This is a genomic window from Massiliimalia timonensis, assembly GCF_900186585.1.
In the GTDB taxonomy this organism is placed as follows: Bacteria; Bacillota; Clostridia; order Oscillospirales; family Ruminococcaceae; genus Massiliimalia; species Massiliimalia timonensis.
This window is the reverse complement of the sequence record NZ_FYDD01000003.1, coordinates 975,052-995,712: the sequence shown is the minus strand read 5'-3', so window position 1 is coordinate 995,712 and position 20,661 is coordinate 975,052. Positions and strand designations below refer to the sequence as shown.

The window sequence follows — 20,661 nt, the reverse complement described above, 5'->3', positions numbered from 1 at the left end:
GCCTGTTTTGAGAAAGGAAACGGAATATGAAGAAAGATCATGCGGCTTTACGGCCGCCTATGGGCTGGAACAGCTGGGACTGCTACGGCCCGGCGGTAAATGAGGAACAGCTTCTGGGAAATGCCGAATATATGGCGAAATACTTAAAGCAGTACGGCTGGGAATATATCGTTTGTGATATCCAGTGGTCTGAACCCAACGCTGGAAAGGTAGCATCGGGCAGGGAAGTCCCTTTTTATATGCCTTTTGCACAGTTGGAGATGGACGAGTACGGCAGACAGTTTCCTGCACCGGAACGGTTTCCATCAGCGGCAGGAGGAAAGGGCTTTGCGCCGATTGCTGAAAAGATCCATGATATGGGGTTAAAATTTGGAATCCATATCATGCGCGGGGTCCCGCGGCAGGCAGTGCACCAACACTTGCCGGTGAAGGGAACAGGTACTACCTGTGACAAGATCGCTTCCAGTACCTCGATATGCTGGTGGAATGCGGATATGTATGGTATCAATGCCGATCTGGAGGGCGCGCAGGCTTACTATGACTCTATTTTTGAATTGTATGCCTCCTGGGGCGTGGATTTTATTAAGGTAGACGATATTTGCAATACCAGTGAATATTTCACGCTATGAGGGCCATCGATACGCTTTTGAGATCCACCAGTACACATAAGTGATCCACCATTGATCAGTTCATGCAATAGATCCGCCCCGATGCCGAGAGGCCAGGTTTTTACTTCAGCTATTCTTTTGTAGAATCTTTATTGGAGAAATAGTCTCCGATTCTATGAAAGGAGGCCGAAAACATGGCCAAAAAGATTAACGTGAAGCTGATACTGGAGCTTCGCAGTGCCGGGATGGGGCGGAATGCAATCGCCGCCAGCAGGCACATTTCAAAGAACTCTGTCGGTGATGTGTTCCACATCGCTGACAGGATGGGCATATCCTATGAGGACATCGCCCAGATGGATGAGGATACGGTTTACCGCAAGTTTTATCCGGACAAGTTTGCCCTGGAAAGCTTGTATGACAAGCCGGATTACGAGTATGTCCATCAGGAACTGAAACGTACGGGCGTGACGCTGAAGCTCCTTTGGCAGGAATACCAGGACAAATGCAGGGCGTCTGGCAACATTCCCATGGGATATACGAAATACTGCCAGGGCTACAGCGAATACACGATTGTAAACAAGCTTACGAACCACCTGGAACATAAGCCCGGCGTTGCTGTGGAGGTAGATTGGTCAGGGCCTACCATGACCTATGTCGACACTTCCACAGGGGAGATCGTAACCGTATACCTGTTTGTAGGGACACTGCCCTACAGCCAGTACTCCTACGTGGAACCCTGCCGGGACATGAAGATGGACAGCTTTATCCGCGCCCACATCCACATGTATGGGTTCTTCGGCGGGGTTGCCACGCGTCTTGTCTGCGATAACCTGAAGACGGGCGTTGTATCCCATCCCAGAGAAGGGGAAGTTGTCCTGACTGCGGATTATGAAGCCCTGGGCAGCCACTACCAGACAGCCATCATGCCGGCAGGCATCTGTAAACCCAAACAGAAAGCTTCCGTGGAAGGCACAGTGGGGAAGATTGCAACAGCGATCATCGCACGGCTGAGGAACGAGACTTTTTACAGCTTTGAGGATCTGAAAGCTGCCGTTGCAAAAAAGCTCTACGGCTTCAACCACGATAGTTTCCAGAAACGTGAAGGGAGCCGCTATGACGCTTACCTGGATGAGAAGCCGTTCCTGCATCCACTGCCGTCTGTCCCTTATGAGATCGCCACGTGGGTCTATGGCAGGAAGGTAAACATCGACTACCATGTCGTCTTTGAGTATAACCGGTACTCTTGTCCTTACCAGTACGCCAGGAAGAGTGTTGACCTAAAGGTTACGGACAGCACCGTGGAGATCTACAGCGGTTCTGCTCGCATAGCCACGCATAACCGCTTCCCGGCTGGCCGGAGGAACCAGTATTCCACCCATCCGGAAGATATGCCGGATAAGTTCAAGTTTTCCCCATGGGATGATATCCGGATCAAAAACTGGGCACGATCCATCGGCGATTATACGGTACAGGCGATTGACCGTATCTTTGAGGGGGTTCCCATAAAAGAACAGGGCTATAACCCTGCGCTGGCCGTCCTGAGACTGAGCAACAAATACTCCGAAGCGCGCCTGGAAGCTGCCTGTGAGTTTGCCATCACCAGCGGGATTAAAAAGCCCCGTTACCACCATCTTAATTCGATCCTTGCATCCAATCAAGATGAGATTTACGTAGAGCGCAAAAAAGCAAATGCAAAGGACCATTCCCAGATGGGATACCTGAGGGGAAGCAGCTATTACGGAGGTGGCAGAGATGATCAATGAAGAGACCAGGCGCAAGCTGCGTGAAATTAATCTGGGCGAGGCAATCAAAGGGCTGGAGGTACAGCAGGCGGATCCTGCGACAATAGCCCTGCCCTTCGATGAAAGGATGCAGCGGCTGGTGGACTACATTTACCAGGAGAAATACAATGGGAAGATACAGCGGCTGATCAAGTCAGCAAAGCTCCGTTTTCCGCAGGCAAACCGGCAGGGAGTCATCTATGCCAGCCGCGGATTAAACAGGGAGCTCATTGAGAACCTGTTCAGTGGCCAGTACATCGGTTTGCACCAGAGCATCATCCTCCAGGGATTTACCGGTTCAGGGAAGACCTACCTGGCCTGTGCCCTGGGAAAAGAAGCCTGCCTGAACCATGTCAGGGTACGGTATGTCAGGCTGCCTGATCTGCTAATGGAGTATGGGGACTCCACCGTAGTTGCCGGGAATCAAAGGAAGCTGCTTGAACGTTACAGCCGGATACCTCTCCTGATACTGGATGAGTGGCTGGTGTCTGACATATCGGATGCGGAACTCTACTTCCTGTTTGAACTTATGGAAAGGCGCTCGGATACAACCTCTACCATCTTCTGTACACAATACCGCAAGGATGACTGGGTGAAACGTCTGGGCGAAGGAGTACGGGCAGAAGCGATTGTAGACCGTTACGCATACACAGCCTTCTGGATTGAAACTGGCAGCACCAATATGAGGGAATACTGTGCCAAGCATAAAAGGTAAAAAACACACCGGTGGATCCCAAAAGCGTATTGCTGGGTCTGAGAGAAAAATCAGTGGGTCTGAGCAAAGCTCAGACCCGGATCCCTTGGCGTGAAATAATCAACCAGTGCGTATCCGGATACCCCATACTCGGCGGAAAAAGAAATTGAGATGATCCGCCGGGCAATCGATCAATGCGGCCGGGAAATGGTATTAAGCCTTTCCCCGGGACCGGCGGTGATCGAAAAATCATGGCACCTGCGGCAAAATGCCAATATGTGGCGCCTTACAGACGACTTCTGGGATCGGTGGGATCTGCTTTTAGCCATGTTTGAACGCTGTGAGGTGTGGGAACGACAGGTGTCTCCGGGAAACTGGCCGGATTGCGATATGCTCCCGCTGGGAAGCCTGCGCCTGTATTTGAATGACTGGAAAGATGCCGCAGGCTTGGAATTTGACACCACCTGGACAAACTTTACCAAAGAGGAACAATACACCATGATGTCCTTGTGGAGCATTTTCCGCTCGCCGCTTATCATGGGCGGGGAGATGAGAAATAACGATGACTTCACCCTGTCTTTGCTCACCAACGCAGAGATCCTTCGGATGCAGCGCTTCGGAACAAACGCGCATCAGGTATACCGTACGGAAAAAGCCTGTGTATGGAAAAGCACCGATCAGGAGGACGGCAGCGTCTATGCGGCGCTGTTTAACCTGTCTGATTCGGCGGCACAGGTTACGGCCTGCTTTGAGGAATTGGAGATCGCCGGTACTTATCAGGTGCGGGATCTTTGGGCCAAGGAAGATAAAGGCACAGAAACCGAAAAGCTTTCAGCATGGATTGCCCCGCACGGAGCTGTCGTTTATCGCCTAAAAAAATAAGATAGATAAAAACCCCCTTGTCCTATTAGACAGGGGGATTTTTTATTTAGGCATTGTGGGGCTGGCGGAACTTGCCATGGGATGATATAATGGGGTTATTATGGAAGAGGGGGGAGGATGATGATATACACAACGCATTATCCATCGTCGGTCGGTGATATTTTGCTTGCCGAGCGGGAAGGAGCATTGATTGGCCTGTGGATAGAAGGGCAAAAGTATTTTCTTGGATCTTTGCGGGAAGAGGTAGCTGTTTGTGATGACCGTCCAGTTTTTTCCCGGGTCAAAAATTGGCTGGATCGTTATTTTGCAGGGGAAAAACCCGCTGTTTCCGCAATTCCTCTTGCACCGGCGGGCAGTGAGTTTCGCAGGCAGGTTTGGGATATTTTGTGCGAGATACCGTATGGGGAGGTAACGACCTACGGAGAAATAGCCAAGCAAATCGCCCGAAAACGCGGCGTTTGGAGAATGTCGGCTCAGGCAGTGGGCGGCGCTGTGGGACATAATCCAATTTCCATTATCATACCCTGCCATCGGGTGGTCGGAACGAACGGTAGCCTGACAGGCTATGCGGGCGGGCTGGATAAAAAAATCAAATTGCTTACCCTAGAAGGGGTGAATATGGAAGGATTTTTTTTGCCCAAAAAGGGGACGGCTTTATAGCGCGATCGTTTTTAGTTTTAGCGCAAAAAAGGACCTCAACCGTTTTTTCGGTTGAGGTCCTTTTTTGCGCTTTATTGGAACTGGCTGTAATAAAGCTCTGCATATGCGCCTTTTGCCTGAAGTAAGGTTTGGTGGTCGCCTTGCTCGATGATATTCCCGTTTTGCATGAACAAGATCAGGTCGGCATCAACAATAGTGGACAGGCGGTGGGCGATCACAAAGCTGGTGCGGCCTTTCATCAGCGCTTTCATCGCTTTGCCGATCTCCATTTCCGTGCGGGTATCCACACTGGAGGTCGCTTCGTCCAGAATGATGACAGCGGGATCGCAAAGGAACACCCTGGCAATCGTTAAAAGCTGACGCTGACCGACAGAAATATTTTCCGCATCGTTAGAAAGCACCGTATCATATCCGTGCGACATGGTGCGGACAAAGAAGTCCACCCGGGCGGATTTTGCGGCCGCAACGATCTCTTCTCGGGAGGCATTCGGCCGGCTGTAGGCGATGTTTTCCGCAATCGTTCCGCCAAAGAGCCAGGTATCCTGTAAAACCATTCCAAAATTGCCCCGCAGATTCGCGCGGGAAAGCTGCCTGGTATCAGTTCCATCCAGCAAAATACTTCCACTGTTGACCTCATAAAACCGCATCAGGAGGTTAATCAGGGTGGTCTTTCCGGCGCCGGTACTGCCGACGATCGCAATTTTCTGCCCCGGTTTTACATGAAAGCTGATGTCCTGCATGAGGACCTGCTCCGGAGTATATCCAAAACGGACGTTTTGAAATGTAACAGCGCCCTTTGCTTGTTCTATCACAGCAGGGCAGGCCGGGTCGGGGGAGTCTTCCTCTTCATCCAGCATGTCATAGATCCGTTCCAGTGAAGCCAAAGCGGACTGCATGCTGTTTACCATATAGGCGACCTCTGTCAGTGGTTCCGAAGCCTGGTTCACATATTGGAAAAACGCCTGGAACACCCCAACGGTCAAAGTGCCGTCCAACAGCATTTTCCCTGCAAACACAGCGATCAGCACCTGACCGAAACGGTTTACCAGCCGGATCGCCGGGTTGATGGCGTTGATCATAAATTCCGATTTTCGGGTAGCCGCAGCCAGTTCTTCATTGGCCTTGTGCATTGCTTTGGAACTATTGTCTTCCTGATTGAACGCCTTGATAATGACCCGCCCGCTGTATGCCTCTTCCACCTGGGCGGTCACATTGCTGACACACTGCTGCCGTTGGATTGCATACTTTAAGGTTTTGGCAGAGAACAGATTGGTAAAAAATAGGGCAAGGCCTGTAAATACCAGAAAGATCAAGGTGAGTACCACGCTGAAGCGAAACATCATGATCAAGGAACCCACCACCATGCCCGCGGCGGTAAAGAGCTTTAACATCCCAGTTTGCAGGGCTTCCGCCATTTTATCCAAGTCATTTACCGTTCGGCTTAAAATCGCCCCGGTTTTTGTCCTGTCAAAAAAGGAGAGCGGCAGCCGGCTCAATTTTAGGCTGATCTCTGTCCGCAGGCGAAGGCTGAGCTTTTCAGCAAAGCTGGACATCAGGTAAGACTGAAGTGTGTAGAATAAAGCAGTCGCCAGATAGATGAGCAACAGGAAAAAGATGTCCCGTCCGCCGTATTCCCAAGTGATCCGAAATGCGGCTCCCTCGGTAAACGCGGCCTTGATCCCATCCCACAGCAGGTCGATAATATAGGCGCTGTACACTGGAGCGGCAATAGAAAGCAAGGTGTACAGAATTACGGATACTAAAACGACTGCCAGCCGTTTATACTGGTCACTGACTGAGCGCCAAAGCCGCCCAAGTGTTTTCCCGGTATGGCGGGGCGTTTCAAAATCCATCCCATCGTCAAGCAATTCGGGATTATTGTTTTCACTCATTCGGTTCAGCCCCTTTCATCTGTGATTTTGCAATATCCTGATAAACAGGACAGGTTTCCAGCAGGGAAGCGTGGTCGCCGATCCCAACGATTTTTCCATCCTCCAGTACGACGATCTGTTCGGCGTTCATGATAGTGCTGACCCGCTGCGCAATGATCAGTACCGCCGCGTCTTTTGTTTCCTCTCTCAATGCTTTTCTGAGCGCGGCGTCGGTTTTAAAATCGAGGGCGGAAAAGCTGTCATCAAAAATATACAAATCGGCCTTTTTCATCAGCGCCCGTACTATGGATAGACGCTGTTTCTGACCGCCGGAAAAGTTCGTGCCTCCCTGCGATACCCGGGAATTTAACCCTTCCGGTAACTCCTCTACGAACTGGGCCTGTGCAATAGCCAGCGCATGTTTCATTTCCTGTTCTGAGGCTTGGGTGTTTCCGTGGCGTAGATTGTCGGCGATCGTTCCGGAGAACAGCCATGCTTTCTGCGGCACATAGGCGATGCGGTCCCGAAGCCGGGCCTGTGGCAGTGTGCGGATATCAGCGCCACCTAGCAAAACAACACCGGAAGTCACGTCGTGAAACCTTAAAATCAGTTTGGCGATAGTGGATTTTCCGCTTCCGGTACTTCCGATGATAGCAGTAGTCTGTCCGCGCTTACAGGTGAAATTTAAGTTGGACAGGGTTTCTTCATCCGCGTCGGAAAAGCGGAATCCCGCGTTTACAAAGCGTGCGACCTCCTCGTTGTCAGCTTGTATGGAGGAAACTGTGTTTCCATCTTTGATTTCGGGCTGGTGGGACAGTACAGCAGAAATACGACGCACGCAGATCATTGCCCTTGGGATCATGATAAAGACCATCTGTGCCATGATAATGTAAAACAGGATCATCACCGCATATTGGGTCAGTGCGGTAATATCACCGATCTCCATAGCGCCAGCGCCGATCCGGTTGCCGCCTACCCAAAGGATCAGTACGATACACAGATTGATCGCAAGCAGCGCGGCACTTTCCAGCCCGGCAAACAGCCGGTTTGCCTTGATGGCCGATTCCGCGTAATCTTCAAAGGACTTTTTCATCCGTTTCTCTTCATATTTTTCTTTATGGAAAGCACGGATCACCCGTACCCCTGTGGCATTTTCTCGCAGAACAACATTCATCCGGTCCAAAAATGCTTGCAACTTGTCAAAGATGACAGAGGCCTTCCTGGTAACAAACACTGCCAGTAAAATCACAAACAGGGTAGCGCCGATCAATAGAAACCCCATTGCCGTATCAATGGAAAAAGCCATGATGATCCCCATGATACAGACTGCTGGAACAGGCAGTACCATTTGAATGAACCACACGACTCCTTGCTGGACGATGTTGACGTCGTTCAGGGTTCGGGTGATCATGGAACCTGTTCCGAATTGTTCAAAATCATAAGCAGAAAAGGAAAGAGAAGCGTCGTAAAGCGCATTGCGCATATCCCGTCCGATCCGCGCGGAAAGGTCGGCGCTGAGATAGCTTCCCAGCAAAGCGCCCATGCTCGTGATCAGGGTGATAGCCAGCATAAGAATACCCTTGCGGATGAGGTACTGCATATCGCCGTTATTGACCCCTACATTGATCATATCAGCTGTGATAGTAGGGATCAGCAGCCCTCCTGCAACATCCAGTACCATAACAAGTAAGGTGAAAATACATAAACGCTGATACGGTTTAAGAAACCGTAAGATCGTTTTCATTGTGGAATATCCTCCTAAATAAAAAATTGATTCATGCTAAAAAATTTTGTGCTTTTGCTTTAAATCCAGCTACATATTTTTTAAAGATGCGCAGGCATTGTTGTCGTTCCTCAAGCTCCAGATCGCAAAAAGCATCGTTTTCCATTTGGATTACGGGGAGGATGTGCCTGCGTGCAAACTCCTTTCCAAGCTCGGTCAGGTAAATGTGTTTGTCCCGGCCCCGGCCCTGCTGCAAATAAAGATAGCCCTCCCGTTCCAGCTTGCGAATGGAGGAGTTGATCGTCTGCTTATTTGCAAACGCTTCATAACAAATATCCCTTTGCAGGCAGCCGTCGCCCCGCTCACAGATGATGTAAAAAACCGTAAAGGCACTGTCTGAAATCCCTATTTTTAAGGCAATATCATGATACAGATCGTTTAATTCCTTATCAATCCGGTTAAATTCCCGGACCATGTCTTCTGCTTTTTCCGGCATAAAAGGACCTCCTTAAGTATGAATTCGGACTTATTTCAGACAATAGTATAGTATGATTTCATACTAATGTCAAGTATGAAATCATACTTCATAAAAACTTAACACTTCTCCTCATTTCAGTAAAGGAGGGGAAAGCTGTATTTTAAATGAACACTTTTTTCAGGCACGGCAATATCTCAGTGCTGAAATGACCCGTAGGTTTTTGACAAAGCCGTTATGTATTGCTGCGGGGAAGAGCCATACTTCTTTTTAAAGCATTTGCAGAAATATGAGGGATCGGTGTATCCCACCGAAGAAGCAGCTTGGGAAATGCTTGTATTGCCTGCGTCAAGGGCAGATTTTGCCTGTTCAAGACGAAGCTCGGTAATATAGTTATTGATCGTTGTGCCGACATGTTTTTTAAACATAGTACAAAGATAACCGTAATTCAGACTGAAATGGCTAGCAAGCAGGGCAACGCTTAGGTTGCTTTCCCGGTAGTGTTCATGGATATATTCTAGGATCTGGCTAATATAGCCGTTATGAGTTTCTGCGGTACAGAACATTTGGCATAGCTTTTCTCCCGTTTCCTTCAGGCTGTCCAAAAGCTCCTTTACAGGGCGGATCTGACCAAGCTGTTCATGGAATTTTGTAAAGGAACCAGCCTCTTGCTCCAGATGATGCTTCCGAATCAAAGCAGTCATACTATGATAAACTGGGATGTACAGCATTAGAAAATCATAGTATCCAAGCTGAAGACGGGCGCACTCTTTTTCTAGCTCTTCAAAAAGGTGGGTGGTTTTCTGGGCGTCGCCGGAGGTGACAGCAAGCGTCAGCTGTGGACAAAATTTGGAAGCGATTTCTTGGGAGCCCTTTGCTTCCAGAGTATCGTGATACAAGGTGATTTTTTCATTTCCCAGATAGTTGGCAGAGATCATTGCCTGATAATAGGAATGGTGAAATTCGGATAAGTTCTTGTAGGCTGCCCCTATCCCAATTTTGCAGTTGATATGCCGGATGACAGATGCGATATGCTCTGTCAGAGCGTGGAAAGCCTCTTCTGTGCTGTAATTGAGCAGGTAACACAGTTTGTCCGGATAATAGGAAAATTTTTCTATGATCAGGTCCTCAATATTGGTATGGATGCATTTTTCGGCAATATTATCCTGAATGAAAGCTTGGTCGCGTTGAGGATAACACAGGATGATGCAGCGGTAAACGGGGAAATGCCAGTGGTTGGTTATAGATTGGCAGCGTGACACCTCTGTTTCGTTCCAGCAAAGGAACAGATTTTGAAATAGAATATTTCTTTGCATCCTGTTCATTTTTTGTTGAACAGAGTTCTGTGCCTCGATCGCCTGAAGCGTGCGCTGGATCGCCTCGACCAATTCTTCCGGGTCAACGGGTTTTAAAATATAATCATCAACGCCGATCCCGACCGCCTGCTTAGCATAGGCAAACTCTGCATAGCCGGTCAGCAGGATAAAATGACAGGAAGCGCCCGTTTGGACATACTGCTGGATCATTTCCAACCCGCCTAGTACCGGCATGTTGATGTCTACGATCGCAAAATCCGGAGAGGCTTGGGAGATTAGTGAAAGCCCGGCCTCCCCATTGTTAGCTTCCCCAACACATTCAATATCCAGTTCTGTCTCCGACAGGATGACCTTTAACGATTGTCTGAAATAATATTCATCATCAATGATTACAAAACGTGCCATATAGACTTTCTCCTCACTTTTGAACTGTGGTGGTATGACGGATAAGGTAGAGTTTATCCGGTTCATAGTGAATGGCGCTAACACACCGTATCTGTGGCGTTCCGTCCAGTCCCACAGTAGCAAAATTTAATACACCTACATATTCCAGTTTTTTCAAACAAGTTTGTGCGTCCATATCATCACCTCATTCGACAATCAAACTGCGGTTTTCTTTTCTCGGCTTGTCCTGTGGGTATTCTCCCTCACAATAACCCAGCAAAACGAAACAACGGGCAATATAGTTGTCTGGAATTTCCCATTCTTTCAAGAGTTCTGCACCGATTTCATTCTCAAAGGTTTCCTCTCCTCGTGCCACAATACAGGATGCAAGCCCGCACTCCGCGGCAGCCAGTACCATATTTTCCGCACAACAAAAAGTGTCGGGAATACTATATAAAAAATTCTTTGGAGCGAAAACCGCACAGACAGTAGGCGCGCCATAGAAACCGCTTTTTATCGTAGGGTCGTCGATCAAGCTGGGCTGTTCCTTTGATACATAAGAGCCTGCTAATTTGCTCCTATCAAATTTTGTAGCATTGCATTTTCCGATTGTTTCACACAATTCTTTGTTGTGAATGGCAACAATGATTGTCCGTTGACCGCCGCCGGCGTTAGGAGCATAAAGTCCCGCTTCTATAATTTTTTCTAAATCCTCTCGTTCGATCTGCTTGTTCTGATATTTTCGGATAGAACGGCGAACCTTTACCAAATTAAAAAATTCCATATCTACACCTCTTTCCAGCATTGGGGATCTGCCGCATAAAAGTTACCATCTTTTCCACTGGCAACCGCAGGACACCCCCGGCAATAAGGTAACAACTCACATTTTGAACACTTTTCAAATTTACTGTAATCGCGGTACTGCTCCATTTGACAAATCCACACATCAGCGATCCGGTCTGTAAACACATTGCCAACCTTGCTGTTCTGGACGCGGCGACAGGCATAAATATCGCCGGTAGGCAAAATTGTCATGTGACAGTTTCCACAGTTGCAGCCCCCGTAAATCATACCGTCCTGTCTGTCCTCTGGGATTTTGAAAATGCCCTTTTCATATTCATAGAGCGTCCAAAGGTGGTCTTTCTTGTTGAAGTAGGTAGTACAGCCTGCGGATTCATACTGCTGAAATTTTTGATAACAGGTATCCAGTAGTTCCCGATACTCCTGTGGAGTCATTCCGGCATCCTTTTCCTCACTGGTGGGGCAATAACGTGCAAAAGCGAATACATCAACGTCTGCCTCTACAACAGTATCAATAATATCTGGAATTTCTTTACTATTTGTGCCGGATACCGTTGTCATAATGACTGAACGGATCCCAGCATTTTTAATACAACTGATTTTTTCAAGGGTACAGTCGAAAGAACCGGGTTTCCGGAACCAGTCATGGGTTTCTCTCATTCCATCAAGAGAGAGCTGACATTTCTGGCAGCCGTACTCTTTCAGCTTTCTGCAAATTTCATTTGTTAAATGAAATGGATTTCCCAAAATAGTAAACGGAATATCATATTCTTTTAACAGGGCAAGCAGCATCCAAAAATCCGGGTGTAAAATGGGGTCGCCGCCTGTAATATAAAAATAGGGCAGACGGTCATACACCTTGCAGAAATCAAGACAGTTATAAAAGGTTTCCTGTACTTGATCCCAACTCATGGCGTCTAGCTTTTTGCAGTTATCTTCCGAAAAAATGTAACAATGTTTGCAGCGTTGGTCGCACTCGTCTGTAATGTGCCACTGAAATGCAAAATATTCTTTCATATCGTTTTCCTCACTTTGGAATCATTAAAATATCTATATAGACCGGTGAACCCGGATCATTTTGAAATGGTTCCCGGTAAACAGATTTGCTTACCGGGAACGGTTGATATATGTTGCTTATTTGTCGCCAGCACCGCAGGCAGAGCCGCAAGCGGCAGGCTTTTCTTCCGGCTTGTCGCCAGCACCGCAGGCAGAACCACAAGCAGAGGCCACGACCTCCTCATTTTTCTTTGCCCAACCAAACAGATTAGAAAGTGCCATAATGATTACCTCCATTTTTATTTTGGGAACATTTTCTGTTCCTTGACTGTATTATATCGCAGAGCAATCGGAGAAAAAAGTACGCACCTTTTTATTACATAGTCACTTTTTTGTAACCCATGCTTGCAGGAAAACCTCCTTTGTATTATAATTTGAATGTAACATTCATTTTTAAACTATTGGAAAGGGGTACGCCTATGTTGACAAAAGAAGAAATGCCCGCTTGTCCTGTTGCAACTACCGTTCAACTGATCGGAAGCAAATGGAAATTGCTGATTATACGAAATCTGTTACAGCGGCCATGGCGTTTTAATGAATTACGCAGAGATTTAGAGGGAATCAGTCAAAAAGTGCTGACTGACAGCCTTCGTTCTATGGAAGAAGATGGAATTATTACTCGCACAGTCTATCCAGAAGTACCGCCCCGCGTTGAATATGCGTTAAGCGATTTGGGAGAATCTATGCGCCCTATTATGAACGCTATGGAAGAATGGGGAAAGAACTATTTGCTGTTGCACTAATGCCTTTTTCGCTTCCATGTCGCCATAATGGGGTTTGTCCGCGTAACGCTGTAAGATCATCTTCTGATGTTGCATGCTTCCGGTTTCTCCGGTCTGCATGTCCTCCTGAATTAAACGGCAGTTTGAATTTGTTGTTATTTTAGTGAATATAAACTAATTGCAAATGTATATCGTAGTTATCAGAATAACAACAGATCATTCTGGTTTGGATAACGGATAGATATACCAAAGCCTACCGAATATTTTTCGGTAGGCTTTGATTGGAAATTATTTTTTGACAATATTTTTGCTGCCTACATAAGTTAAAATAAAATAGGCTCCGTATATTACAATGATAAAAGCTGCTGTTGCAATAATACTTGAAAGAACGTTAATATTTCCAAATTCATTTAGCATAGTATAAACCACTTTTAACCCAACAAGTGAATGAACGATAGCTAAAGCAAGAGGTATTAGAAAATAACAGAGGATTTGAGTAAATAAGGCTTTGTTCATCATTTTTTTTTCTGTACCTAATTTTCTCAACAGCTGATAGCGCTCCTTATTGTCTGCCGCTTCCGAAAGCTGCTGTATTGCTAAAATAGCGGCACAGGTAATCATAAAAACAAAGCTGAGATAAAGCGATAAAAAGGAAGCTAATGCTTTATCCGAGACAGAACTTGCGTAAATATCCTGTTTGCTGTCATAGCGGACAACGACCTGTTTTTCGTCCTGATTATTGATAAATTCATATATTTTCTTTTGCAAAGCAGAAGCTGCTGCTTCGTCCTTGCAGTTGATATTCAGGACCCGTCTTTGTATCTGCAGAGCAGATGTCCAATCGTCGTTCACGACAAAAACGATTCCTCCAAAATATCGGTTCCCAAAAGTGAAACGCTCCGCTTCCATTTTGGCATTCATTGTGTTTGTTCCAATCGTTATGGCTATCTTTTTATCAACAAACTGATCGGCAATTACAGACAAATCGCTGTCCTCATAAGCAATCAAATATTCGTTATCCGGCAAACTGCAAGGAGTTGCCCCGTTTATCTGCCGAAGCTGATTATAGTCGGACAATTTCATAAAATACAATGAAGAGCCGCTAATGTCTGAATCCAGAACGGATAGATCCAAATTATAGTCCCCATATTCACCGCCAGATCCCTCCATATTGAAGAAAGTATATTCCGCATGGTTCTTGATTTCACCGCTGTTTTGAAGTTCTTCCGGTAAATTGTTGAATATCTCCGGTATCCCTTCTTCTGTATCCGATTCCGGATGATAAGGTACTCCCTCTAAACTAAAATCATATGCCGCTTGCTGCTGCAATTTTGCAGACAAGATGTTTTGTGCGCTGTATCCGGCTGAAAAAACAACAATAACAAGGAACAGGACAAGACAAACCATTGAAACGGAAATAAAGTTCGTATTCATCTTACTGCTTAGCTGCCGGACAACAAATATATTGAGGTTCTTGTAGTAGAGCTTTTTTCGGCTTTGCAGTAATTTGATGAAAAATCCGGCAAGAGCAAAGAAGAACAGGAATGTCCCGATTGCGCCTAAAATAATCGCTCCTTTGAGATATTTGCTATTTTCAGTCGGTCCGAAGTCAAATTTGAAAATCAGACAATACGCAATAATAAGCAGTATAACAGAAACAAGAAAAAGCCCGGCTGATAGCATAGTATTTTTTATTTTGAGCGTTTCATTTTTTCTGCCGCCATACAGCAAGTCAATCAGTTTTACCTTGTTAATCACAATAACGTTGAATAGGGCAACAACGAAAAATATGACGACAAAATACAGAACGCTTTTCAGCGCCGCGTCAAGAGAAAAAATAAATTTGTATTCGGTCAAATCGACCTCAAAAATGTTGGCGGTAAAAATTGACATGAACTGTGAGCCAAACACCCCCAAAATAAGTCCAACAGCTAATGCGAAAATTGCCATCAAAGAGGTTTCAAGAAGAAATATAATAGATATACTTTTCCGCGTCATACCAAGCGTCATGTAAACGCCTAGCTCTTTTTTTCGCCGTTTTATAAAAAAGTTATTCGCATACACAATCAGAAAACCTAATATGACAGCAATAAACGCTGAAATATAGGACAACAGCTCGGTCATAGAACTGATTGCCAACACGGTGCTTTCTGACAGTTTCATAAGCTCCTGTTGAGCGTAAATAGAATTGAACATATAGAATATACTGACGCCTAAAACCAGAGTGAGGAAATAAACAGCATAGTCACGCACACTTTTCCCTAGGTTTTTGAAAGCGAGTTTAGTCAGCATTCAGGTCACCTCCAAGCAACGCGATTACTTCCACAATGCGGTCAAAAAAGTTTCTGCGGCTTTCGGAACCACGAATAATTTCATTGAACAGCTTTCCATCCTTAATAAAAAGGATTCGTTTACAGTAGCTTGCAGTAAATGCGTCATGGGTAACAAGCATGATAGTAGCATTAATGGTTTCATTCAGCTTTCTAAAACTCTCCAGCAGCATTCGGGCTGATTTGGAATCCAGAGCACCGGTCGGCTCATCCGCCAAAATCAGACTTGGATTTGTAACGATTGCACGAGCCGCTGCCACCCGCTGTTTTTGACCGCCGGAAATTTGGTACGGGTATTTCTTCAAAATATCCGCAATGTTCAATAGTTCGGCGATTTGCTGTACCCGTTTGTCGATTTGATCGACAGGGATTTTGGTAATCGTCAGTGCCAGTGCTATATTTTCAAACGCTGTGAGCGTATCCAACAGATTGAAATCCTGAAAAACAAATCCCAGTTTTTCCCGGCGGAACTGCGACAGCGCCGCTGTTTTCATAGAGGTAACATCTTTTCCGTTTACATAGATGTGTCCGGAAGTTGCGGTATCTATGGTGGACACGCAGTTGAGCAGCGTTGTTTTGCCGCTGCCGGACGCCCCCATGATACCGACATACTCTCCTTCAGCAATTTCAAAGCTAATGTTGTCAACAGCTTTTGTGATGTTTCCCTTGCCTCCGTAATATTTTTCAAGGTTTTCCACTCTCAAAATCGTATTCATTGCTATGTTCCTCCCAATGATATAATCGGACAGTTGATATCATCATTATATCAACGAAAAGCTGTTGCAACCATTGATGTGCCTTACAGGAAACGAACATTTTTGTCACATAAGAAAACAGACCACACAGCAGATGATCCGCAATGCGATCTGTCGTCTTTCTATTTATCTTCCCGAAATGATGTCAAGCTGTCTTTTGGAAAAACAATCGTCATAGTGGTGCCGATGCCTGCTTGGGAATCAGCATAAAGATTCAAATACATTTTATTACAAAGCTGCTTACAGAGATAAAGCCCAATACCGGTCGATTTTGTAAAGTTTCTTCCGTTTTGTCCGGTGAAGCCTTTATCGAAAACCCTATTAATATCACTGTCTGGGATACCGATTCCGTTGTCCTGAACATGGAGCAATACGCTGTCTTTGTTTTCCTCTGCCCAAAACAAAAGGGTAGGAGCATCACTTTTATACTTGATACTGTTGGAAATTAGCTGCCCTAAAATAAAGTCCAGCCATTTGGAGTCGCCGTAAACTGTTTTTTCCAAACCATCAAACTGTAATTGTATATTACAGACAATCAGTTGTTTCGCATATTTTTTTACAGCCGATTTTACGATTTGTTCCAGAGAAAGTTTCCGCACAAAATAGTCTTTTTCTACATTCAGGCTTCGGACATAATAAAGCGTCTGTTCTACATAGCGGTCAATCCGGACCAGTTCTTCCTGAATACTGTTTGTGACATCATTTTTGTTGTTTTCGCAAACTAAGTCAATGCAGGAAATCGGTATTTTAATTTCGTGAATCCAAGTTTCCACATAATCGTGATAGTCCTCGTTCAGATGACGGTAGGCGGCAACCTCATCATTCATTGCTTTTTTGGTTTGACTTAAAACATCATATAAGATTTCACCCTCTATGAAATCCGGCGGTTCCAAAACAGAAACAAGCAGATGCTTTTTATCCAGCTTTTCTAGCGAATCATACAGTTTCTTGTAATAACTTCTTTTTTTGAAATACTCCCATAAAAGCGGAACGAGCATTGCTAATAACCAACAGATACCAATAAATACAATACCGCTGATGTTAAAGTTCAAACCAAATAATAAGATCGAAACCGCAGCAATCATAACTGTCTGACAAGTGAGAAATAGCCATTTTTCTTTTAAGAATCCTCTGAAAGTCATAGGATGTAGCCCAGCCCTCGTTTTGTTGTAATCAATTCTGGCGCACCGATTTCTTTGATTCGTTTTCTCAGACGGTTTACGTTGACCGTGAGCGTATTATCATCTACAAATTCGTCGGATTGCCATAGTGCGTTCATTAAGTCGCTTCGTGAAACGATTCTTCCCGCATTGTTAATCAGGATCGTTAGAATTTTCATTTCATTTTTTGTTAGATCAGTTTCGTTTTCTTGATAAGAAATTTTGCTTTGTGAAGGATAAAGCGTAAGCCCTCTATATTCGACTTTTTCCGCAACGCTTTGACTGTTGCAGCGCTTCAAAACAGCCGAGATATGCGCAAGTAAAATCTGGGAATGATAGGGCTTGGTTATAAAATCATCTGCGCCGAGATTCATGCTCATCAATTCGTCCATATCGGTACTGCGGCTGGTAACAATAATGATCGGCACATCTGATTGCTTTCGAATTTCGCGACAGATATAATAACCGTCGAAAACAGGCAGGTTGACATCGAGCAGAATCAAATCCGGTTGCTTCTCAAGCGCAAGTGAAATGATATTTTCATAATCATCATCGAATGAACAGTCATATTTATATGCGGATAACAGCTTAACAAGCTCTGCTCTTAATTTTTTATCATCCTCGATAATATATATTTTCATAATGTTTTTCGATAGGAATATCTATTTTATGCTATCGTTCCCTTCTTATTTTGTTTAATATTTTATATTATATCAAAATCTTCTTATGGAATCAATTCCATCGTTGTTAAAACTATCATGATTCAAAAAAAGAGGAACTGCAAATGTGATATTCCTCTGGAAGTAGGGAACACCGCGTACTGCATATTCAGGTTTCAGCACATTCCCTGTTTATCCGCTGTCCGCAGAGTATGAAGCGGAACAAAAGGAACTGACAAAGTTTGTAAAGACAGCGCAAGCCGCCGTTTTTTGTAGTATCCGCTTCGTGCGATATGATAATAGGTCTTATCGACCAATTCCTCATCTTTGATGTATTGGCACCAATCCTTCCAGGGCAGGAAGCTGATCCGTTCTTCTTGGCCAAAACAACGGTACATTGCCTGTGCATCTCCCAGCAGAGTGATGGATTCATTCCCAACGGCGTGAAAGCTTTCTCCCAAGGCAGAACCGCGATGTGTGATTGCGTTCAGGAACACCTGTGCAACACCGTCGGCATGGACGTGGTGCAGCGTTTCCATTCCAAAATTGGAAAGGATCAATTCCTCCCCGCGGCGAATCTGGTCAAATACCCGATAATCTTGATTCCCTGTCCGCACCAGCTTGGGAACAAGGTAACTGCCAATATGTCCACAGCCGCCGATGACAATAATTTTCATTCTGTTTCCTCCTTATCTAATTTAATGATCATTTTAAGGGGTATTTCTTCCCCCTTTTTATCCGGTCCAAAATGGATCGCCTTGGTCACGGCTTTCAGAGCCTTCTGGGTAGTACCTGCATTTAGAGTCGATGCATTTGCGGTATTCCATAAGCTGTTTGATCTGCCGGTCGATCTCCTGCCTTTGTTTTTGAAATAGGTCATACCGTTTTTGTAGGGAGGCATCCCTTTCTTCCGCCCAGACAATGTAGTTTCGGATGTCATGGATCAGCATTCCGGTGTGCTTTAAACAGTTGATCACATGCAGGAAAGCAAGGTCTGATTCTTCAAAGACTCGCACGCCATTGGCAGTTCGCTTCACAAATGGAAGAAGCCTTTCCTCATCATAATAGCGTAGGGTAAAGGTCGAAATACCATCATTTTTGCCACTTGGCCAATCGTATATTCCATATCTGCCTCCGTTGTTTTTGAATTTAATTCCAGTATGACCCTTAGAGTTAACTATAAGTTAAGCATTTTATATTAAAAAAGTTTTTTCAGTATCCTCATTTAAAAAAGGCGATTCGATCAACAGATTGAAGTTTGCTTAAAGTAATCAAAAAAACCGGAAAGCGAAAGCGCTTTCCGGTTTTTTGTTATGGATGCTCTGCTTCAAAATCAATTTGAATGTCTCCGTTGTTAGTTTGGACAGACAATCTTTTTTCTCCGCCTTCTTTCAATTCGGGGAGATTATTTTCCCCTTTCTTGGCATGGCTGGACATCGCATAATCGTCATAACTGCCCACCACCGTGCCGGTAATATCGCCATTTTTTGCATCTAACTGTAACGAATCTTCTACAGCTAACCGTTCAAAGGAAAGGTCGCCGTTGTTGATGGAAACAGAGATGCTGCCTAAAACATTCAAGGAGGGGAGAGACAGGTCCTCATTAGTGGTAGACAGCATTAGGGAAGAGAGAAAGCTGTTCGGCATTTTAAAGGTGATGGTGCGGTGAACAGTCTCCGTTTTTCCGCCGATATAATCGGTTCATTCTTTTTGATTTTTTCTGTGATCACTAAATTACCGTCTGAAACAGAAATATCGTACCTTTCTTGCTCACTTTCATAATATTCAAACTCGATCTCCGGGTCTGATACCAGCTCGATTTCGATTTTTTTATCTCTCACGTCAACCTGTATGGACTGTACCTGCGAGGCATCTGCGTGGTAGGTTTTTGATTCAAATTGAGCAGTTTCTCCGGAGCATCCGGTGAAGAAAAAGAAACATAAAGCAATTGTAAAAATTTTTTTCATCATATGCTCCTGAAAATTTCAATCAATTTTTTGTGGCCAGACAAAACAGAAATCTGATTCCTTGCTGCATATCTGATACACTGGTTATAGTATAAACCTTTGTGTTACACAAAAGTCAAGGAGGGAGAAAACTATTATACCATTGGAGAAGTCGCTAAAATGGTTGAAATGACCCGTGAGCCCCTGCGTCACTATGACAGGATCAAGCTGGTTCAGCCATGAGTGGACCAGTTACCGGTATTATGCGAAAGATGAGATTATTCGTCTGCAGACCGTACAAGCTCTGCGCTATATGGATCTTTCGCTTGCACAGATTCAAAAAATCCTGATGCTGGATGATCTTGATGAAGTCGTCGAATATGTTGGAATACCCCACTTTAGAAAACCTTTGGAGTTATCTTAGCCATTTTTACGATCAGCTTGACGAAACAGAGCGGGATCAATTCATTTTTGAGGATCTGGCTGGGATTTATCAAAAAAACGGATGTTCCCAGTTGTTTGCAACCTGCCTCCAATATCCGGAACAGTCTGATTTGACAGTCTTGCCCGCTGGAATATATCTGTGTGTTGACTGTACCGGGCAGAATAAGGAGCAGGTTTTAAAAAGGGTGTTGGAAATTGCAAGGGAGGACTATGGAACAGAACCCCCTTTTGTAGTAGAATTGATTGTGATCTCTGGCATCCTGCATTGGAATTATCAGATCCAGGTTTTGGTGAAAGAGGACTAATGCTTTGTTATTGGAACAGGTGTTTTCTAGCTGGCTGAGATAGAACGGTATCAAAAATAAAAGCGCCTCCACTGTCAATAGAGGCGCTT

General features: G+C 45.1%; 25 protein-coding genes and 1 pseudogene. 10 read left to right on the top strand and 16 right to left on the bottom strand.

The window, feature by feature from the left end; all coding sequences use genetic code 11:
- Positions 1-26: 26 nt before the first annotated feature.
- From CIB36_RS06905 to CIB36_RS06885, 6 genes and pseudogenes are all read left to right on the top strand, one after another.
- Positions 27-629 carry a hypothetical protein gene (locus tag CIB36_RS06905; protein ID WP_203226436.1) on the top strand — a complete coding sequence of 201 codons (603 nt, stop codon included), beginning with the start codon at positions 27-29 and terminating at the stop codon, positions 627-629.
- 173 nt (positions 630-802) lie between these two features.
- Positions 803-2,371: an IS21 family transposase gene (istA, locus tag CIB36_RS06900; RefSeq protein WP_093987658.1), complete on the top strand. Its 1,569-nt coding sequence runs from the start codon at positions 803-805 to the stop codon at positions 2,369-2,371.
- Positions 2,361-3,104: an ATP-binding protein gene (locus CIB36_RS06895; protein WP_093987802.1), complete on the top strand. Its 744-nt coding sequence runs from the start codon at positions 2,361-2,363 to the stop codon at positions 3,102-3,104. Before istA ends, CIB36_RS06895 begins: the two co-directional genes overlap by 11 nt.
- 141 nt (positions 3,105-3,245) lie before the next feature.
- Positions 3,246-3,497: pseudogene (locus tag CIB36_RS13655) on the top strand (alpha-galactosidase); the annotation flags it as partial.
- The gene (locus tag CIB36_RS06890; protein WP_324612368.1) at positions 3,474-3,965 is read left to right on the top strand and encodes a hypothetical protein; all 492 of its coding nucleotides are present in this window, start codon (positions 3,474-3,476) and stop codon (positions 3,963-3,965) included. The pseudogene CIB36_RS13655 and the gene CIB36_RS06890, both read left to right, overlap by 24 nt.
- Positions 3,966-4,085: 120 nt before the next feature.
- The gene (locus tag CIB36_RS06885; protein ID WP_093989021.1) at positions 4,086-4,625 is read left to right on the top strand and encodes a methylated-DNA--[protein]-cysteine S-methyltransferase; all 540 of its coding nucleotides are present in this window, start codon (positions 4,086-4,088) and stop codon (positions 4,623-4,625) included.
- 71 nt (positions 4,626-4,696) lie between these two features.
- Here CIB36_RS06885 and CIB36_RS06880 read toward each other — a convergent pair whose 3' ends face one another.
- The 8 genes from CIB36_RS06880 to acgA all read right to left on the bottom strand — a co-directional run bounded on the left by CIB36_RS06880 (position 4,697) and on the right by acgA (position 12,473).
- Positions 4,697-6,517: an ABC transporter ATP-binding protein gene (locus CIB36_RS06880; RefSeq protein WP_093988774.1), complete on the bottom strand. Its 1,821-nt coding sequence runs from the start codon at positions 6,515-6,517 to the stop codon at positions 4,697-4,699.
- Positions 6,510-8,240: an ABC transporter ATP-binding protein gene (locus CIB36_RS06875; RefSeq protein WP_093988773.1), complete on the bottom strand. Its 1,731-nt coding sequence runs from the start codon at positions 8,238-8,240 to the stop codon at positions 6,510-6,512. The genes CIB36_RS06880 and CIB36_RS06875 overlap by 8 nt, the downstream gene beginning before the upstream one ends.
- A gap of 31 nt (positions 8,241-8,271) precedes the next feature.
- Positions 8,272-8,715 carry a MarR family winged helix-turn-helix transcriptional regulator gene (locus CIB36_RS06870; RefSeq protein ID WP_093988772.1) on the bottom strand — a complete coding sequence of 148 codons (444 nt, stop codon included), beginning with the start codon at positions 8,713-8,715 and terminating at the stop codon, positions 8,272-8,274.
- A 176-nt stretch (positions 8,716-8,891) separates the two neighbouring features.
- Positions 8,892-10,415, bottom strand: coding sequence for a response regulator (locus CIB36_RS06865; protein ID WP_154825642.1), 1,524 nt, complete (start codon positions 10,413-10,415; stop codon positions 8,892-8,894).
- A 13-nt stretch (positions 10,416-10,428) separates the two neighbouring features.
- Positions 10,429-10,590, bottom strand: a complete 162-nt coding sequence (locus tag CIB36_RS06860) for a hypothetical protein (protein WP_203226435.1) — start codon at positions 10,588-10,590, stop codon at positions 10,429-10,431.
- Between the two features lie 9 nt (positions 10,591-10,599).
- Complete coding sequence (locus CIB36_RS06855; protein WP_093988770.1) at positions 10,600-11,178, bottom strand: nitroreductase family protein; 579 nt, start codon at positions 11,176-11,178, stop codon at positions 10,600-10,602.
- Positions 11,179-11,180: 2 nt separating this feature from the next.
- Positions 11,181-12,212, bottom strand: a complete 1,032-nt coding sequence (gene acgM / locus CIB36_RS06850; protein ID WP_093988769.1) for a radical SAM/SPASM domain protein, ACGX system — start codon at positions 12,210-12,212, stop codon at positions 11,181-11,183.
- Positions 12,213-12,329: 117 nt separating this feature from the next.
- Positions 12,330-12,473, bottom strand: a complete 144-nt coding sequence (gene acgA, locus CIB36_RS06845) for an ACGX-repeat peptide (RefSeq protein WP_093988768.1) — start codon at positions 12,471-12,473, stop codon at positions 12,330-12,332.
- 197 nt (positions 12,474-12,670) lie between these two features.
- On the opposite strand from acgA, the gene CIB36_RS06840 reads away from it, so the two are divergent.
- Positions 12,671-12,994: a winged helix-turn-helix transcriptional regulator gene (locus CIB36_RS06840; RefSeq protein ID WP_093988767.1), complete on the top strand. Its 324-nt coding sequence runs from the start codon at positions 12,671-12,673 to the stop codon at positions 12,992-12,994.
- Positions 12,995-13,261: 267 nt separating this feature from the next.
- Here the strand turns inward: CIB36_RS06840 and CIB36_RS06830 are convergent, their stop codons facing one another.
- From CIB36_RS06830 to CIB36_RS06795, 8 genes are all read right to left on the bottom strand, one after another.
- On the bottom strand, positions 13,262-15,265 hold the full coding sequence (locus CIB36_RS06830) for an ABC transporter permease (protein ID WP_093988765.1): 2,004 nt from the start codon (positions 15,263-15,265) through the stop codon (positions 13,262-13,264).
- Positions 15,255-16,019 carry an ABC transporter ATP-binding protein gene (locus tag CIB36_RS06825; RefSeq protein WP_093988764.1) on the bottom strand — a complete coding sequence of 255 codons (765 nt, stop codon included), beginning with the start codon at positions 16,017-16,019 and terminating at the stop codon, positions 15,255-15,257. Before CIB36_RS06825 ends, CIB36_RS06830 begins: the two co-directional genes overlap by 11 nt.
- A gap of 161 nt (positions 16,020-16,180) precedes the next feature.
- Positions 16,181-17,200 (bottom strand): sensor histidine kinase, encoded by a 1,020-nt coding sequence (locus tag CIB36_RS06820; protein ID WP_093988763.1) that lies wholly within the window; start codon positions 17,198-17,200, stop codon positions 16,181-16,183.
- Positions 17,197-17,859 carry a response regulator transcription factor gene (locus CIB36_RS06815; protein WP_187536533.1) on the bottom strand — a complete coding sequence of 221 codons (663 nt, stop codon included), beginning with the start codon at positions 17,857-17,859 and terminating at the stop codon, positions 17,197-17,199. The genes CIB36_RS06820 and CIB36_RS06815 overlap by 4 nt, the downstream gene beginning before the upstream one ends.
- 194 nt (positions 17,860-18,053) lie before the next feature.
- On the bottom strand, positions 18,054-18,554 hold the full coding sequence (locus CIB36_RS06810; protein WP_093988761.1) for an NAD-dependent epimerase/dehydratase family protein: 501 nt from the start codon (positions 18,552-18,554) through the stop codon (positions 18,054-18,056).
- Between the two features lie 57 nt (positions 18,555-18,611).
- Positions 18,612-18,965, bottom strand: a complete 354-nt coding sequence (locus CIB36_RS06805; RefSeq protein ID WP_267872660.1) for a MerR family transcriptional regulator — start codon at positions 18,963-18,965, stop codon at positions 18,612-18,614.
- 223 nt (positions 18,966-19,188) lie between these two features.
- Positions 19,189-19,458: a DUF4097 family beta strand repeat-containing protein gene (locus CIB36_RS06800; protein ID WP_093988760.1), complete on the bottom strand. Its 270-nt coding sequence runs from the start codon at positions 19,456-19,458 to the stop codon at positions 19,189-19,191.
- Positions 19,459-19,496: 38 nt separating this feature from the next.
- Positions 19,497-19,844 (bottom strand): hypothetical protein, encoded by a 348-nt coding sequence (locus tag CIB36_RS06795; protein WP_093988759.1) that lies wholly within the window; start codon positions 19,842-19,844, stop codon positions 19,497-19,499.
- A gap of 99 nt (positions 19,845-19,943) precedes the next feature.
- Between CIB36_RS06795 and CIB36_RS13730 the strand changes: the two genes are divergently transcribed.
- From CIB36_RS13730 to CIB36_RS06785, 3 genes are read left to right on the top strand one after another with little or no spacing between them, the layout of a single operon-like run.
- Complete coding sequence (locus tag CIB36_RS13730) at positions 19,944-20,066, top strand: MerR family transcriptional regulator (RefSeq protein WP_158662612.1); 123 nt, start codon at positions 19,944-19,946, stop codon at positions 20,064-20,066.
- Positions 20,038-20,247 (top strand): MerR family transcriptional regulator, encoded by a 210-nt coding sequence (locus CIB36_RS13725; RefSeq protein WP_093988758.1) that lies wholly within the window; start codon positions 20,038-20,040, stop codon positions 20,245-20,247. The genes CIB36_RS13730 and CIB36_RS13725 overlap by 29 nt, the downstream gene beginning before the upstream one ends.
- The gene (locus CIB36_RS06785) at positions 20,189-20,572 is read left to right on the top strand and encodes a hypothetical protein (protein ID WP_158662611.1); all 384 of its coding nucleotides are present in this window, start codon (positions 20,189-20,191) and stop codon (positions 20,570-20,572) included. Before CIB36_RS13725 ends, CIB36_RS06785 begins: the two co-directional genes overlap by 59 nt.
- Positions 20,573-20,661 lie beyond the last annotated feature (89 nt).